The sequence below is a fragment of the Kitasatospora sp. GAS1066B genome, from assembly GCF_041262605.1.
GTDB lineage: Bacteria > Actinomycetota > Actinomycetes > Streptomycetales > Streptomycetaceae > Kitasatospora.
Genome location: NZ_JBGCCO010000011.1, coordinates 61,906 through 77,385 on the forward strand (window position 1 = coordinate 61,906; position 15,480 = coordinate 77,385).

The 15,480-nt window shown below is 73.4% G+C and carries 13 protein-coding genes and 1 riboswitch; of the genes, 8 read left to right on the forward strand and 5 right to left on the reverse strand.

Annotation, left to right across the window (positions count from 1 at the left end):
- Window positions 1-21: 21 nt before the first annotated feature.
- The 3 genes from rsgA to ABH937_RS14500 form a co-directional block, all read right to left on the reverse strand.
- Complete coding sequence (gene rsgA, locus ABH937_RS14490; RefSeq protein WP_280687577.1) at window positions 22-1,077, reverse strand: ribosome small subunit-dependent GTPase A; 1,056 nt, start codon at window positions 1,075-1,077, stop codon at window positions 22-24.
- A gap of 16 nt (window positions 1,078-1,093) precedes the next feature.
- The gene (aroA, locus tag ABH937_RS14495) at window positions 1,094-2,425 is read right to left on the reverse strand and encodes a 3-phosphoshikimate 1-carboxyvinyltransferase (RefSeq protein WP_280687575.1); all 1,332 of its coding nucleotides are present in this window, start codon (window positions 2,423-2,425) and stop codon (window positions 1,094-1,096) included.
- Window positions 2,426-2,507: 82 nt separating this feature from the next.
- On the reverse strand, window positions 2,508-3,215 hold the full coding sequence (locus tag ABH937_RS14500) for a M50 family metallopeptidase (RefSeq protein ID WP_280687574.1): 708 nt from the start codon (window positions 3,213-3,215) through the stop codon (window positions 2,508-2,510).
- Between the two features lie 205 nt (window positions 3,216-3,420).
- On the opposite strand from ABH937_RS14500, the gene ABH937_RS14505 reads away from it, so the two are divergent.
- From ABH937_RS14505 to def, 8 genes are all read left to right on the forward strand, one after another.
- The gene (locus ABH937_RS14505) at window positions 3,421-4,173 is read left to right on the forward strand and encodes an SOS response-associated peptidase (RefSeq protein WP_370218363.1); all 753 of its coding nucleotides are present in this window, start codon (window positions 3,421-3,423) and stop codon (window positions 4,171-4,173) included.
- A 59-nt stretch (window positions 4,174-4,232) separates the two neighbouring features.
- Window positions 4,233-4,856 carry an alpha/beta family hydrolase gene (locus ABH937_RS14510; RefSeq protein ID WP_370218450.1) on the forward strand — a complete coding sequence of 208 codons (624 nt, stop codon included), beginning with the start codon at window positions 4,233-4,235 and terminating at the stop codon, window positions 4,854-4,856.
- 434 nt (window positions 4,857-5,290) lie between these two features.
- Window positions 5,291-5,941, forward strand: a complete 651-nt coding sequence (locus tag ABH937_RS14515) for a sigma-70 family RNA polymerase sigma factor (protein WP_266300795.1) — start codon at window positions 5,291-5,293, stop codon at window positions 5,939-5,941.
- The gene (rsrA, locus tag ABH937_RS14520) at window positions 5,938-6,294 is read left to right on the forward strand and encodes a mycothiol system anti-sigma-R factor (RefSeq protein WP_280687571.1); all 357 of its coding nucleotides are present in this window, start codon (window positions 5,938-5,940) and stop codon (window positions 6,292-6,294) included. The genes ABH937_RS14515 and rsrA overlap by 4 nt, the downstream gene beginning before the upstream one ends.
- Window positions 6,295-6,558: 264 nt before the next feature.
- Complete coding sequence (locus ABH937_RS14525) at window positions 6,559-8,046, forward strand: HD-GYP domain-containing protein (RefSeq protein WP_280687570.1); 1,488 nt, start codon at window positions 6,559-6,561, stop codon at window positions 8,044-8,046.
- Window positions 8,043-9,614, forward strand: coding sequence for an HD domain-containing phosphohydrolase (locus ABH937_RS14530; protein WP_280687568.1), 1,572 nt, complete (start codon window positions 8,043-8,045; stop codon window positions 9,612-9,614). The genes ABH937_RS14525 and ABH937_RS14530 overlap by 4 nt, the downstream gene beginning before the upstream one ends.
- Window positions 9,615-9,855: 241 nt before the next feature.
- A complete protein-coding gene (locus ABH937_RS14535; RefSeq protein WP_280687567.1) occupies window positions 9,856-10,842 on the forward strand; it encodes a hypothetical protein in 987 nt (328 codons plus the stop codon).
- Window positions 10,843-10,894: 52 nt separating this feature from the next.
- On the forward strand, window positions 10,895-11,548 hold the full coding sequence (gene def, locus ABH937_RS14540) for a peptide deformylase (protein ID WP_280687566.1): 654 nt from the start codon (window positions 10,895-10,897) through the stop codon (window positions 11,546-11,548).
- Window positions 11,549-11,630: 82 nt separating this feature from the next.
- Here def and ABH937_RS14545 read toward each other — a convergent pair whose 3' ends face one another.
- On the reverse strand, window positions 11,631-12,650 hold the full coding sequence (locus ABH937_RS14545) for a ribonucleotide-diphosphate reductase subunit beta (RefSeq protein ID WP_280687564.1): 1,020 nt from the start codon (window positions 12,648-12,650) through the stop codon (window positions 11,631-11,633).
- The gene (locus ABH937_RS14550; RefSeq protein WP_370145659.1) at window positions 12,647-15,058 is read right to left on the reverse strand and encodes a ribonucleoside-diphosphate reductase subunit alpha; all 2,412 of its coding nucleotides are present in this window, start codon (window positions 15,056-15,058) and stop codon (window positions 12,647-12,649) included. Before ABH937_RS14550 ends, ABH937_RS14545 begins: the two co-directional genes overlap by 4 nt.
- Before the next feature lie 182 nt (window positions 15,059-15,240).
- Window positions 15,241-15,316, reverse strand: a riboswitch (cobalamin riboswitch).
- Between the last annotated feature and the right edge of the window lie 164 nt (window positions 15,317-15,480).

The following is a 15,480-nucleotide window of genomic DNA, read 5'->3' on the forward strand; positions in this document are numbered from 1 at the left end:
GGCGTCGCCACCTCGGATCGCTCAGTCGCCCTCGTGGGCCTCCTTGCTGGACAGCAGCCGGCGCAGTGAGTAGAGCCGGGCCTGATCGGCGTGGCCGTCCGCGACCCAGGCGTCCAGCGCGCAGTCGGGCTCGTCGTGGCTGCAGGCGCGCGGGCAGTCGACGGTGCCCGGTTCCAGGTCGGGGAAGGCGTGGATGACGCGGGAGGGGTCGATGTGCGAGAGGCCGAAGGAGCGGAAGCCGGGGGTGTCGATCACCCAGCCCGGGTCCAGCGCCTTCTTCGAGCCGGGCTTGACCCCCGGGGGCGGGGGCAGCCGCAGCGCGAGGGCCGAGACGGTGGTGTGCCGACCGCGCCCGGTGACCGCGTTGACCTGGCCGGTGGTCCGCTGGTGCAGCGGCACCAGGGCGTTGACCAGGGTGGTCTTGCCGACGCCGGAGTGGCCGATGAAGACGGTGGAGAGCCCGCGCAGCCGCTCCCGGACCGCCTCCGCGCCGGTGGTCGCCAGCTCCTCGCGGCTGGTCACCACGTACTCGATGCCGAGCGGGGCGTAGGACTCCAGCAGCGGGGCGGCCGAGGCCAGGTCGGCCTTGGTGAGCACCAGCAGCGGCGTCATGCCAGCGTCGAAGGCCGCCACCAGGCAGCGGTCGATCAGCCGCGGGCGCGGCTCGGGGTCGGCGAGTGCGGTGACGATGGCCAGCTGGTCGGCGTTGGCCACCACGATCCGCTCGTACGGGTCGTCGTCGTCCGCGGTGCGCCGCAGTACCGAGGTGCGCTCCTCGACCCGGACGATCCGGGCCAGCGCGTCCGGCTCGCCGGAGAGGTCGCCGATCACGCCGACGATGTCCCCGACCACCACGCCCTTGCGGCCGAGCTCGCGGGACTTCATCGCGACGATCTCGCGTTCCTGCTTGGTCCCGGCATCGACCAGGCAGGTCAGCCGGCCCCGGTCCACGGTGAGGATCATCGCCTCGTCGGCGTCCTCGTGCTTGGGCCGGATCCTGGTCCTGGGCCGGGAGCCCTTGCGGCCCGGGCGGTTGCGGATGTCGTCCTCGTCGGCGTCTTTGCCGTAGCGGCGCATGGTGCTGTACTCCCGCTCAGTCCCGCGCCGTCGCGGGATCGAGCAACTCGCTCCACATCGCCGGGAAGTCCGGCAGCGTCTTGGCGGTGGTCGCCACGTTCTCCACCTGGATGCCGGTCACGGCCAGGCCGAGCACGGCCGCGGCGGTGGCCAGCCGGTGGTCCTCGTAGGTGTGGAAGACGCCGCCGTGCAGCGTGCGCGGGCGGATCCGCAGGCCGTCCTCGGTCTCGCTGACGTCGCCGCCCAGCTCGTTGATCTCCTTGGCCAGCGCGGCCAGCCGGTCGGTCTCGTGCAGGCGCAGGTGGGCGATGCCGGACAGGTGCGACTCGGAGTCGGCCAGCGCGGCGAGGGCGGCGATCACAGGGGTGAGCTCACCGACGTCGTGCAGATCGGCGTCGATGCCGTGGATCACGCCGGTGCCGCTGAACTCCAGGCCCGCGTCGGTGAAGCGGCATGAGCCGCCCATCCGGGTGTAGATCTCGCGCAGCCGGTCGCCCGGCTGGGTGGTGTGCCTGGGCCAGTCGCGGACGGTGACCCGGCCGCCGGTGACCAGCGCGGCGGCGAAGAACGGCGCGGCGTTGGACAGGTCGGGCTCGACCACCAGGTCGCGGCCGCGCAGCGCCCCGGGGGTGACCCGCCAGACGTCCTTCTCGCCGCCGTCCTCCGGCGCGTCCACCTGGACGCCGGCCAGCCGGAGCATGTCGACCGTCATCCGGATGTGCGGCAGCGAGGGGACCGGCCCGCCGATGTTGCGGACCTCCACCCCCTGGTTGTAGCGGGCGCCGGAGAGCAGCAGCGCGCTGACGAACTGGGAGGAGGCGGAGGCGTCCAGCTCGACGGTGCCACCCTCCAGCGCGCCGGTGCCGTGCACGGTGAGGGGGAAGCCGCCGCGGCCACCGTCCTCGATCCGGGCGCCGAGGGCGCGCAGCGACTCGATCACGCCGTGCTGCGGGCGCTGGTGGCTGCGCGGATCGCCGTCGAAGTGCACCGGGCCGTCGGCCAGGGCGGCCAGCGGCGGAAGGAAGCGCATGACCGTTCCTGCGTTGCCCACGTCCACCTGGGCCGGGCCGCTGAGCTGCCCGGCCGGGATGATCCGCCAGGCGTCGCCGCCGCCGGTGCCGCCCGAGGAGTTGTTGACCTGCTCCTCGATGCCGACGCCGAGGGCCCGCAGGCCGTCCGCCATCAGCTGGGAGTCGCGGCTGCGCAGCGGCCGCCGCACCCAGCCCGGCTCGGCCGCCAGCGCGGCCAGGACCAGCGCCCGGTTGGTGACGGACTTGGATCCGGGGATGGTGACGGTCGCGTCGACTGCGGTGGTCGCGACGGGGGCGGGCCACGGGGTCTCGGTCATGCGGTCAGTTTAAGGGCGGGCCGGAAAAGGGCTTCGCCACCGTTTCGTCCTGTGGACAACTCAGGTCCTGTGGACAACCGCCTCAGCCCAGCAACTGGCTGCCGCCCGCGAGCAGGCAGGCCAGCGCCACCACCAGGAAGAGCGTGACCCAGAGCAGCGCGCCCACCCCGGTCAGCCGGGCCAGCTGGTCGGCATCGGAGTCGCGGGCCCCGCCGAGCCGGCGCTTGCGCTGCAGCTCGATCACCGGCCGCACCCCGGCCAGCAGCAGGAACCAGACGCCCAGGTAGGCGAAGGTGGCCTGCAACTGGGCGCTGCCGTACCAGGAGACGGCGAAGAAGGCGCCGCCGGTGAGCACCACCGAGAGCAGCCCGAAGGCGTTCCTGATCATGATCAGCATGGCGGCGAGCAGCAGGATCGAGATCCAGAGCAGCGCGGTGATCCGCCCGGCGGCCAGCAGCGCGGCGCCGCCCAGGCCGAGCAGCGAGGGGGCCAGGTAGCCGGCGGCGGCGGTGAGGATCATGCCGGGCCCGGTCGGCCGCCCGGAGGAGACGGTCAGCCCCGAGGTGTCCGAGTGCAGCCGGATGCTGTCCAGCCGGCGCCCGGTCAGCAGCGCCACCAGGCCGTGACCGCCCTCGTGCGCGATGGTCACCACGTTGCGGCTGACCCGCCACAGCGGGTGCGGGAGTATCGCCAGCAGCGCGGCCGCGGCGCAGCCGAACACCAGCCAGTGCGGCGGGTCCGGCTGGGTGCCCAGGACCCGCTGCCAGACCTCGCTGATGCTGTGGTTCATGATCGTCCTTGCCGTGCCCGGGTGTTGAGGAAGCCAGCAGCCTCCCATGCGAGGACCGCAAGGGGGTAGCCGCCGGTTCCGGGTCGGCGGTGAGTCGGTGATGAGCAGGGGATGAGTCGGTGGTGCGCGGGTGGCGCGCGGGCGGTGCGGCGGCGCCGCGCGGCGACCCGGAACAGCGGCCGACGGGACGTGGGAGGCTAGCGATATGTGTGGTCGATTCGCGGCGAGCACCAAGCCGGAGGACATCGTCGAGCTCTTCGACGTCAGCGGGTGGGACCCGGCCGACACCGTGCCGCCCAGTTGGAACGTGGCCCCGACCGATCCGGTCCTCGCCGTCCTGGAGCGCGTGCCCAAGAGCGAGCGCGAGCCGGTGCGCCAGCTGCGGCAGCTGCGCTGGGGCCTGGTGCCGGCCTGGTCGAAATCGCCGGAGACCGCGGTCAAGATGATCAACGCGCGGGCCGACACCGTGCACGAGAAGCCCGCGTACCGGCAGGCCTTCGCCTCCCGCCGCTGCCTGCTGCCGGTGGACGGCTACTACGAGTGGCAGACGATACCGAGCGTCAGCGGCGGCAAGCCGCGCAAGCAGCCCTTCTTCGTCAGCCGGGTGGACGGCGCGCCGCTCGCGCTGGCCGGGCTGTACGAGTTCTGGCGGGATCGCTCCGTCCCGACCGACCATCCGCGAGGCTGGCTGGTCACCTGCACCATCGTGACCACCGAGGCCGAGCCGCTGCTGGCGCCGATCCACGAGCGGATGCCGCTCTTCCTGCAGCGCGAGACCTTCGACGACTGGCTGGATCCGGGGCTGGACGACGCCGAGCACGCCCGTTCGCTGCTGGTGGCGCCGGCGCCCGGGCTGCTCAAGGCGACCGCGGTCGGCTCGGCGGTCGGCAACATCCGCAACAACCACCCGGGGCTGACCGAGCCGGCCACCCCGGAGTCCGAAGGGGCGCTGTTCTGATGGCCGTCGAGCGGAGCGTCGAGCACGGCGCGGTCGAGCACAGCCTGGTCGAGCACGGCATGGTGGACACCCCGGCGGGCCCGGCGCGGATCAGCCGGTACCCGGCCCGCGGGCGGGCCCGGGCGGTGCTCGGCCTCGGGCACGGCGCGGGCGGCGGGATCGAGGCGCCGGACCTGGTGGCGCTGGCCGCCGCGCTGCCGGCGCACGGCATCACCGTCGCGCTGGTCGAGCAGCCCTGGCGGGTGGCGGGCAAGAAGCTGGCCCCCGCGCCGAAGACGCTGGACGCCGGCTGGCTGCCGGTCGCCGAGCGGCTGGCCGCCGAGGGCCTGCCGCTGGTGGTCGGCGGCCGCAGCGCGGGCGCCCGGGGGGCCTGCCGGACCGGCGCGGCGAGCGGGGCCGTGGCGGTGCTGGCGCTCGCCTTCCCGCTGCACCCGCCCGGCAGGCCGGAGCGCTCCCGGGTGGCCGAGCTGCTCGGCACCGGGCTGCCGACGCTGGTGGTGCAGGGCGAGCGGGACAGCTTCGGCACGCCGGCGGAGTTCCCGGCCGAGCGGCGCCCGGTGCCGATCCCGTACGCGAACCACGGCTTCGCGCTGCCCAAGTCGGCGCCGCTCGGGCAGCCGGCGGCGCTGGAACTGCTCTGCGCGGCCGTCGCCGACTGGCTGGCCGGACTGCCGCTGGACTGAACGCTCTACGGCTCGGCGGCCGGGCGGGCCGGCACCCGGCCCGGTGGCGCGTCCGGGGGATCCGTGCGCGCCGGGAATGCGCGGGCGAGCAGGTTGGTTGACGCCATCGTCAGTGGTGCCCAGGTGGAAAGGCGGCGCACATGGGTTCGATCGCGTGCCCGGAGCGGCCCGAGGAGCAGAGCGCACAGAGTGCCTTCCTCCCATGGTCGGAGTGGCTGGTCGCGGGCGAGAAGCCCGCGAGCCCGATATCCTCCGTTCCGGGTCGGCTCGCGGTGAGCCGTGCTCGATTCAGCGAGGAGGTGGGTCCGGTCGTCGCGACCGAGGACGAGCCGAACATGGACCTGGGCGGGGACGAACCGCAGACCGGGTCCGGGCAGTCGGCCGAGCCGCCCGCTGCCGAGTGGTCCGCCACGGAGCCGCCGAGCGGTGACGAGCTGGCAGAGGCGATCGGGGAGGACACCTTCCGGGTGTCCGCCGAGGAGACCGAGGAGGCGCGCCGAGCGCGCTTCGAACGGGACGCGCTGGGCTACCTGGACCCGATGTACTCGGCCGCGCTGCGGATGACCCGCAACCCGGCCGACGCCGAGGACCTGCTGCAGGAGGCCTTCGCCAAGGCGTACGCCTCCTTCCACCAGTTCCGGGAGGGCACCAATCTCAAGGCCTGGCTCTACCGGATTCTGACCAACACCTTCATCAACTCGTACCGCAAGAAGCAGCGGGAGCCCCAGCGCACCGCCGCCGAGGAGATCGAGGACTGGCAGCTGGCCCGGGCCGAGTCGCACATGTCGACCGGTCTGCGCTCGGCCGAGACCCAGGCGCTCGACCACCTGCCGGACAGTGACGTGAAGGACGCCCTCCAGGCGATTCCCGAGGAGTTCCGCATCGCGGTCTACCTCGCGGACGTCGAGGGCTTTGCATACAAGGAGATCGCCGACATCATGGGGACCCCCATCGGTACGGTGATGTCCCGGCTGCACCGAGGCCGCCGCCAACTGCGGGGCATGCTGGAGGACTACGCCCGCGAGCGCGGGTTGGTCCCGGCCGGCAGCGGGGCTGGGCGCGAGGCGAAAGGCACGGGCTCATGAGCTGCGGAGGTCCGCACGCCACGGACTGCGGCGAGGTGCTTGACCACCTCTACGAGTTCCTTGACAACGAGATGGCCGAGGGCGACTGCGCCAAGCTGCGCGAGCACTTCGACGAGTGCTCGCCCTGCCTGGAGAAGTACGGCCTCGAACAGGCCATCAAGGCCTTGATCAAGCGGTCCTGCGGGTGTGATGACGCCCCGTCGGATCTGCGCAGCAAGGTGCTGGCCCGGATCGACAGCATCCGGGCCGGGCAGCGCGGCGGCGAGCCGGTGGTCGAGTTGGACCCCGCCGCCCCCGTGCACGGGGACGCCGGAGTGCTGACGGCCTCGCAGACGGCGACGCCGGCCGAGTAGTCGAGCCGAGTAGTCGATCGAGAGGTTCGGCAGTCGAGTGGTTCTTCGCGTGGGGCCCGGGAGCGATCCCGGGCCCCACGGTTGTTGCCGCGCGGTGCCGCCACTCCCCGGTCGTGACAGGGCGTCAGTTCCCTTGTCTCACTCGATCGGGTGAGCGTGTCCCGCGCTCCGGCGGGTATCGAGCGCTGACGGGCCCAGCCGCCGCGGTGGAGCCCTATCCTCCTCAGACGAGCCTGTCGGCGAGTTGGGGAGGCTGAGATCGCTGTGGATCGCGGGGGCCGCGCGCTCCCTGAGCAGACACCGGCGCGGCTCCCCGCGGCGGCTTTCGGCTATGTCCTGCTGGTGCTCGGGGCGGCCGCGCTGGCGCCGCTGCCGCTGCTGCCCGGGCTGACGGCCCGGCTCGGGCTGCCCGGCTGGCTGGGCGGCCCGGTGGACTGGCCCAAGGTCGCGCTGCTCGCCTTCCTGCACGCCTGCTGGGAGTCGGTGGCCCAGGGCCTGCCGACCCCCTGCCTGCGGCTGGCCCGCGGGCTGCACCGACTGCTCGGCCGCGGCGGTGGGCCGCGGGCCGGGCTGGGGCCGGAGCCGGTCCGGCCGAGTGCCCACACCTTCCTGCCGGTGCTCTTCGCCGGGGTGCTGATGCTGCCGCCGGCCGCCGCCGCGCTGGTCGCCCTGCCCGCCGCGCTGACCGGTGCGACGGCCGCCCCCCGGGTGCTGCGCCGGGCCTGGAACGCCGCGCAGTTCGCGCTGGCGGCCTGGCCGGCCGCGGCCCTGTTCCATCTGCTGGGCGGTCCCCGGCTGCTGTTCGGCTCCCGCTACCCGGCGGCGCTGCTGCCGGCGTTGGCCGCCGTCCTGGTGTTCTGCCTGGTCAACGGGGTGCTGGTGGCCGGGATCCGGCTGCTGGCCGAGCGCTGCCCGCCGGCCGAGCTGCGCCGGGGCGCGCGCAGCGTGCTCAGCCCCGCCGCCTTCGTGCACGCGCTCGGCGGCCTGATGGTGGCGGTGCTCTGGCAGGGCCCGTACGGCGCCTTCGCGGCGCTGCTCGCGCTGCTGCCGCTCTCGGTCTCGGCCTGGGTCTTCGCCCAGGGGCACCGTGAGCGGGCCGCGCACCGGGCCACCGTGGAGGCGCTGGTGCAGGCGGTGGAGATCAAGGACGCGTACACCCGGGGCCACAGCGAACGGGTCGGCCGGGCCTCGGTGCTGATCGCCGGTCAGCTCGGCATGACCGGTGAGCGGCTGCGCACCCTGCATTTCGCGGGGACCCTGCACGATGTCGGCAAGCTCGGCGTGGCGACCGAACTGCTGCGCAGGAACGGTCCGCTGACCGACGCCGAGCGCCGGGCCGTGGAGGTGCACCCCGAGTACGGGCACGATCTGGTGCGCGGCATCGACTTCCTGGGGGAGGCGCACGCCGCGATCCTGCACCACCACGAGCGGATGGACGGCCGCGGCTATCCGCATGGGCTGGCCGGTGACCGGATCCCCGAGTTCGCCCGGATCATCGCGGTGGCCGACGCTTTCGACTCGATGACCTCCACCCGCTCCTACCGGCGCGGCCGTCCGGTGTCGGAGGCGGTGGCCGAGCTGCGCCGCTGCGCGGGCAGCCAGTTCGACCCGCTGATGGTGGAGGCGCTGGTCACGGCGGTGGACCGGTGCGGCTGGCAGCCGGTGCTGCCGCCGGCCCCGGTGGCCGATGAGGCCGTGCCGGACATCCCGCTCGGAGTCCCGGAGCCGGCGCCCCGGACGGCGGCGCGGTGAGCGCGGCCGGCGGGACGCGGCGGGTGCTCGCCGCCGCTCCCGACCGGGCGGTGAGCGGGGCCTCACTGGTCCGGGCGGCGGCGCTGCTCCTGCTGGCCGGCGCCCTCGCCGCCGTTCTCGCACACGGCCTGACGGACCCTCAAGTTGCCCTGGCCTTCGGTGTCCTGATCGCGATCGGCGAGGCGGCCCGGGTGGCCGACGCCGGCGGGGGTGGGAGTGGGGGCCAGGCGCCGCTGGGTGCCGCGGCCGGGCTGGCCTACGCGCTGCTCGGCCCGCTGCGTGGCCTGCCGACCGGGCACGGGGTGCTCCAGGTGGTCGCCGTGGCCGGAAGCGGGCTGGCCCTCGGGGCGCTGGTCCGGGCCCTGGTGCGCGGCGGCGGGCGGTTACGGCGCGCGGAGCGTGAGCGGGAGCGCGCGCTGGGCGCCGTGCCGCGCCCCCGGCGGACACCGGTCGGCGGGCCGCTTCGGGGCGCGGCGCGGGTGCCCGTCCGGGAGCCGGGTGGTGCGCCGGCGGAGCCCGTTCGTCCGCAGCCGCGGCACGCTCGGCCGCCTGCCCGTTCAGCGGGTCGATTCTCGGCCTGGGCGTCCGCCCGGCTGCCGGGCCGGGTGCCCGGCCACGGCCCGGTCACCCGCTACGACGGCGCCGCCCGGCGGCTGCTCACCGTGGCCTTCGCCGCCACCCTCTTCCAGCCGCTCTACAACAGCGGCGCGCTCGATCGGATCCCGCTGGCCGGCCCCGCCTACGGCGTCTTCCTGGTGCTGGTCGCCGCGCTCGCCGGCCTGGCCGACGTGGTGCTGGCCACCTGCCAGCGGCGCGGCGGCGGCCGGTTCGGCCCCGCCCTGGAGGCGGAGCTCCGGGCGCTGTCCGGGATCGGCTCGGCGATCGCCGCCACCGGGATGCTGGTCAGCCTGGCGGCCGGCGAGGTCGGCCTCTGGGCGTTGCCGGTGTTCTGCCTGCCGTTGCTGCTCGCCCAGGCCTCGTTCCGGCGGGCCGCCGCCGTCCGGGCCACCTACGGGCAGACCATCGCCACCCTGGCCAAGGCCACCGAGGTGGCCGGCTACACGGCGCCGGGGCACGCGCGCCGGGTCGCGGACACGGCGTGTGCGCTCGGCCGCGAGCTGGGCCTGAGCACCCATGATCTCGCCCTGCTGGAGTACGCCGCGCTGATGCACGACATCGGTCAGCTCTCGCTGGTCGAGCCGGTCCGGGGCGGCGCCACCGCCGTGCTGCCCGAGCCCGAGCAGCAGCGGATCGCCAGGCTGGGCAGCGAGGTGATCCGCTGCACCGGGGCGCCGGGACCGGTCGCCGAGCAGGTGGCCCGGCTGGCCGACCCGCTGCTCGGCCCGGACGGCCGACCGGACCGCAGCCTGCCGCTGGCCGCCCGGATCATCCGGGTGGCCAACGCCCACGAGGACCTCACCGGACCGGCGGAGCAGGGCGAGGCGGCGCTGCGCGTGCTGCGCGCGCAGAGCGGGCGGACCTATGACCCGGTGGTGGTCGCGGCGCTGGAGCGGGTGCGGGCCGCCGGTGGCGGGCCGTGCGCGGTGGCCCGGACCGAGAGCGGGTGACCCGGCAGTCGGTGACGCAGCGTGATGGATTGCGTGGGAAGCGCACCCTGCCGCCGCCGTGGTTGGATGCGGTCGTAGCGTGGAACACCCGAGCAGGGGCCACCCGCCCCCTCGGTCCCGACCACAGCAACGGGTAGCACACCGTGCGGAACGCGAGTCGGCCGTCCCCGGCAGGAAGTGCCGGGAGCGGTCAGGCTCTCAGAGGACTCAGCAGAACCGAGCGGACAGGCGGCAGGGCAACGTGAAGATCTTCCACCGGGCACGGCATCGGCCGTCCGCCACCTGGCGGCAGACGACCGACCGGGCCTTCACGCTGATCGGCGACGGGCGTTACGAGGACGCCGGCGCACTCCTGGTGATGGCCGCCGACCTGGAGCCGTGGCTCTCCGACTCCTGGTTCAACCTGGCCCTGCTGCACAAGTTCCGCCGGGACTGGGAGCAGGCCAGAGTGGCGGGCCTGCGCGCGGTGGCGCTGCTCGACCGCGACCAGGGCGCGCCGGACTGGTGGAACCTGGGGATCACCGCCACCGCGCTGCAGGACTGGCCGCTGGCCCGCCGGGCCTGGCAGGCCTACGGCCTGCGGGTGCCCGGCAGCGGTCCGGCGCCGGACGCCCCGGTCCAGCTGGACCTGGGCACCACGCCGGTGCGGCTCTCGCCGGAGGGCGAGTCCGAGGTGGTCTGGGGCCGCCGGCTCGACCCGGCCCGGGTGGAGGTGCTCTCCATCCCGCTGCCCTCCTCCGGCCGCCGCTGGGGCGAGGTGGTGCTGCACGACGGTGCGCCGCACGGCGAGCGGGTCGCGGCCGGCACCGCGTACCCCGTCTTCGACGAGATCGAACTGTGGGCACCCTCCCCGGTGCCCACCTACGTGGTGCTGTTGCAGGCCGCCACCGAGGCCGACCGGGACGCGCTGGAGCGGCTGGTGGCCGAGGCCGGCTACGCGGCCGAGGACTGGACCTCCTCGGTGCGACTGCTCTGCCGGGCCTGCTCGGAGAGCCGGATGGCCACCGACGACGGCCGCACCGCGCACCACGACCCGCACGACGACGGCGACGCCGCGCACCCGGGCCACCTGAGCCACCTCAGCCAGGGCAGCGGCGGCATGGCCTGGTTGACCGAGCGCGAGTGCGGGATCGCGGCGCCGGCCGGCCTGGTCCGGTTGTTGCTGGACCGCTGGGTGGCGGCAGCACCGCCCAGCCGTGCCTACCGGGACGTGGAAGAGGTCTGCTGACGCGGTCTAGGCTGGTGGGGTTCCTGAGCAGGCCCACAGAAGCGGAAGATCGATGGCGGAGCAGCACGAGCACACGCACGACCACGAGCACGGTCATGACCACGCGCAGGCCGAGCCGGCCGAGCAGGCTCCGGTCAAGGTGATCGGCGAGGAGCCCGATCTCACCAAGGGCACCGCGCGTCCGATCACCGTGGTCGGCAACCCGGTGCTGCACCGCGCGTGCAAGGTGGTCACCGAGTTCGACGGCGGGCTGTCCGCGCTGATCGACGACATGTTCCAGTCGATGTACGCGGCCGCGGGCGTCGGCCTGGCGGCCAACCAGATCGGCGTGGACGCCAAGGTGTTCGTCTACGACTGCCCGGACGACGACAACGTCCGGCACATCGGGCACGTGATCAACCCGGTGCTGGAGGACCTCCCGGTCGACCGCCGCACCCTGGACGACGGCAACGAGGGCTGCCTCTCGGTGCCCACCGCCTACGCCGAACTGGCCCGCCCCGACTACGCGGTGGTGACCGGTCAGGACAAGGACGGCAACCCGATCCGGGTCGAGGGCAACGGCTTCTTCGCCCGCTGCCTGCAGCACGAGACCGACCACCTGAACGGCTACCTCTACATCGACCGGCTCTCCAAGCGTGACCGCAAGGACGCGCTGCGGCAGATGGCCGAGGGCACCCCGACCTACGCGACGGTGCCCAACGACTGACGGCCCCTCGGCCGTTGAACGCGATCGCCCCGCCGGCAGCTGCCGGCGGGGCGATCGCGTCAGGCGCTGCGGCCCGGGTGGCTCAGAAGTCGTCGTCGAAGGCCACCGAGCCCTCGACGGCCACCTGGTAGGCGGAGACCCGGCGCTCGAAGAAGTTCGTCAGCTCCTGGACGTTCTGCAGCTCCATGAAGCCGAACGGGTTGGTCGAGCCGTAGCGGATCGGCATGCCCAGGCGGGCCAGCCGCTGGTCGGCGACGGCCTCCAGGTACTGGCGCATGGACTCGGTGTTCATGCCCGGCAGGCCCTCGCCGCACAGGTCGCGGGCGAACTGCAGCTCGGCCTCGACGGCCTCCTCCAGCATCGCGGTGACCTGCTCGGCCATCTCGTCGTCGAAGAGGTCGGGCTCCTCCGCGCGGACCGTGTCCACCACCGAGAAGGCGAAGTCCATGTGCATGGACTCGTCGCGGAAGACCCAGTTGGTGCCGGTGGCCAGGCCGTGCAGCAGGCCGCGGCTGCGGAACCAGTACACGTAGGCGAAGGCGCCGTAGAAGAAGAGGCCCTCGACACAGGCGGCGAAGCAGATCAGGTTGAGCAGGAAGGCCCGGCGGTCCTCCTTGGTCTGCAACGAGTCCAGGTGGTCGACCGCGTTCATGTACTTGAAGCAGAACTGGGCCTTCTGGTGGATGGAGGGGATGTTCTCCACCGCGTCGAAGGCCGCCGCGCGGTCGTCCGGGTCGGGCAGGTAGGTGTCCAGCAGCGTCAGGTAGAACTGGACGTGCACGGCCTCCTCGAACAGCTGCCGGGACAGGTAGAGCCGGGCCTCGGGCGAGTTGATGTGCTTGTAGAGGCTCAGCACCACGTTGTTGGCGACGATCGAGTCCCCGGTGGCGAAGAAGGCGACCAGCCGGCCGATCAGGTGGCGCTCGCCCTCGCTCAGCTTGGCCAGGTCGGCGACGTCGGAGTGCAGGTCCACCTCCTCGACGGTCCAGGTGTTCTTGATCGCGTCGCGGTAGCGGTCGTAGAACGACGGGTAGCGCATCGGACGCAGGGTCAGCTCGAAGCCGGGGTCGAGCAGCATCTTCTCGCGAGCTGGGGTACTCACTGGCAGGCCTCGCAGGACTCGGGGTTCTCCAGGGAGCAGGCGATCGCGTCCTGCTCGGCCTGGCTCATGGTGGGAGCGGGCAGGGGCGCCGCGGTGCGCGCGGCGCCGGAGGCGGCCTGGGCGATCCGGGTGGCCGGGCGCGAACGCAGGTAGTAGGTGGTCTTCAGCCCCACCTTCCAGGCGTAGGCGTACATCGAGCTGAGCTTGCCGATGGTGGGGGCGGCCATGAAGAGGTTCAGCGACTGGCTCTGGTCCAGGTACGGCTGGCGGGCCGCGGCCAGGTCGATCAGTGCGCGCTGCGGCAGCTCCCAGGCGGTGCGGTAGCGCGAGCGCAGCTCGGCCGGCAGCCAGGAGAGCTCCTGCACCGAGCCGTTGGCCTCGCGCAGCGCGTCGCGGGTCTGCTGGTCCCAGACGCCCAGCTCCTTCAACTCGCGCACCAGGTACGGGTTGACCTGGAGGAACTCGCCGGAGAGGGTCTCGCGCTTGAAGAGGTTGGAGACCTGCGGCTCGATGCACTCGTAGACGCCGGCGATCGAGGCGATGGTCGCGGTCGGCGCGATCGCCAGCAGCAGCGAGTTGCGCAGGCCGGTGCGGGCGATGGTGGCGCGCAGCGCCGTCCAGCGCTCGGTCCACTGCGGGGCGGCGCCGGCGAAGTGGTCGATGTGCAGCTGGCCGCGGGCCGCGCGGGTCTCGGCGTAGGCCGGGTGCTGCCCGAACTGCTCGGCCAGCTCGCTGGAGCGCTCGTAGGCGGTCAGCATGATCCGCTCGGCGATCAGCGTGGAGAGCCGCTTGGCCTCGGCGGAGTCGAAGTCCAGGCCGAGCTGGAAGAAGACGTCCTGAAGGCCCATCACGCCCAGACCCACCGGGCGCCAGCGGGAGTTGGAGGTGGCCGCCTCGGTGGTCGGGTAGAAGTTGATGTCCACCACCCGGTCCAGGAAGGTCACGGCGGTGCGCACGGTGGCGTCCAGCCGCTCCCAGTCCATGGCGTCCACGAGGTCGGCCGCGGTGGCGCCGGCGGCCACGTGGGCACCGAGGTTGACCGAGCCCAGGTTGCAGACCGCGGTCTCCGAGTCGTCGGTGACCTCCAGGATCTCGGTGCACAGGTTGGAGGAGTGCACCGTGCGGCCGGGCAGCGCGGTCTGGTTGGCGGCGCGGTTGGCGGCGTCCTTGAAGGTCATCCAGCCGTTGCCGGTCTGCGCCAGGGTGCGCATCATGCGGGCGTACAGGGTCTGCGCGGGGATGGTGCGCACGGCCTTGCCGGCCAGCTCGGCCTTGCGGTACGCCTCGTCGAACTCCGCGCCCCACAGGTCGACCAGCTCGGGCACGTCGGCGGGGGAGAAGAGCGACCAGTCCTCGTTGGCGTTGACCCGGCGCATGAACTCGTCCGGGATCCAGTGCGCCAGGTTGAGGTTGTGGGTGCGGCGGGCCTCCTCGCCGGTGCTGTCCCGCAGTTCGAGGAACTCCTCGATGTCCGCGTGCCAGGTCTCCAGGTAGACGCAGGCCGCGCCCTTGCGGCGGCCGCCCTGGTTGACGGCGGCGACCGAGGAGTCCAGGGTGCGCAGGAACGGCACGATGCCGTTGGACTTGCCGTTGGTGCCGCGGATCAGGCTGCCGCGCGAGCGGATCCGGCTGTAGGACAGGCCGATGCCGCCGGCGTGCTTGGAGAGCCGGGCGATCTGCGCGTACCGGGAGTAGATCGAGTCCAGGTTGTCCAGCGGCGAGTCCAGCAGGTAGCAGCTGGACATCTGCGGGTGCCGGGTACCGGAGTTGAACAGGGTCGGCGAGCTGGTCAGGTACTCCAGACGGCTCATCAGCTTGTACAGCTCGGCCACCTCGGCCACCGACTGCTCGCTGTCGCCCACCGCCAGGCCGCAGGCGACCCGGAGCAGGAAGTGCTGCGGGCGCTCCACCACCTTGCGGGTGATCGGGTGGCGCAGCAGGTAGCGGGACTGCACGGTGCGCAGGCCGAAGTACTCGAAACGGTCGTCGCCCCGCTCGTCGATCAGCGCGTCCAGTGCGGCGGCGTGCTTGGCCACGAAGGCGGCGGTGGTGTCGCCGATCAGGCCCTCGGCGTGGCCGACGGCGATCGAGGCGGTGAACGAGGTGGCGCCCTGGCCGTTCGCCTCGTCGGCGATCTCCTGGGCGAGCAGCCGGGCGGCCAGCTTCGAGTACTGGGGGTCCTCGGCGATCATCGAGGCGGCGGCGTCCACGGCCAGCCCGCGCAACTCGGCGAAGTCCGAGCCGGCATGACGGCCGCGCAGCGCGGCGGCGGCGACGTGGCCGGGGTCCACCTGGGGGAGGTCGGCGCTTCGGTCGGTGAGCAGCCGGAGCAGCGCGGTACCGGGGTCGGTCTGGGCGGCATCGGCGTTTCCCTGTGAGGGCAGGGCAACTGAGGCAGCGACGGTCAAGGCGCTCTCTCCTGGGGCGGCGGCGGACTGGGGGCGTCCGTGGCCTGCGCGCCGGGCAGGGGAGACGGGCACGCCGAATCGTTCCGGCGCGCGCGTCGTCACCCTGGCCTGCCCGCGAGGCCGGACGGTACAGCTGTGCGTGAAAGGCCTCTGCGGGGAGGCCGGGCGGCACACCGTCGGCAGGTACTCGGACTGGCGGACCACCCGGGGGCAGCCGCTCACCGCTGCGGGGCAGTCCCGGATTCGCACCGGGTTCCCCTGCGTCGACAGCGAGAGTGAGCATACATGTAGTGGTGCCCCCTTCGAGGCGCCCCATATGTAGTGTCGTGCACAAGGTGGAGGTGAACACCGGGTGACGCCGAGGAGCTACCGGGCGTGCCCGCTGCGGCCGTTGGAGCGGGCGCGGTGCGGCCCGCCCCGGG

Coding starts and splice junctions, on each gene's coding strand:
- ABH937_RS14505 (WP_370218363.1), top strand. CDS start 3,421: ATGTGTGGTCGATTCGCGGCGAGCACCAAGCCGGAGGACATCGTCGAG.
- ABH937_RS14500 (WP_280687574.1), bottom strand. CDS start 3,215: ATGAACCACAGCATCAGCGAGGTCTGGCAGCGGGTCCTGGGCACCCAG.
- def (WP_280687566.1), top strand. CDS start 10,895: ATGGCGGAGCAGCACGAGCACACGCACGACCACGAGCACGGTCATGAC.
- aroA (WP_280687575.1), bottom strand. CDS start 2,425: ATGACCGAGACCCCGTGGCCCGCCCCCGTCGCGACCACCGCAGTCGAC.
- ABH937_RS14510 (WP_370218450.1), top strand. CDS start 4,233: ATGGTGGACACCCCGGCGGGCCCGGCGCGGATCAGCCGGTACCCGGCC.
- rsrA (WP_280687571.1), top strand. CDS start 5,938: ATGAGCTGCGGAGGTCCGCACGCCACGGACTGCGGCGAGGTGCTTGAC.
- rsgA (WP_280687577.1), bottom strand. CDS start 1,077: ATGCGCCGCTACGGCAAAGACGCCGACGAGGACGACATCCGCAACCGC.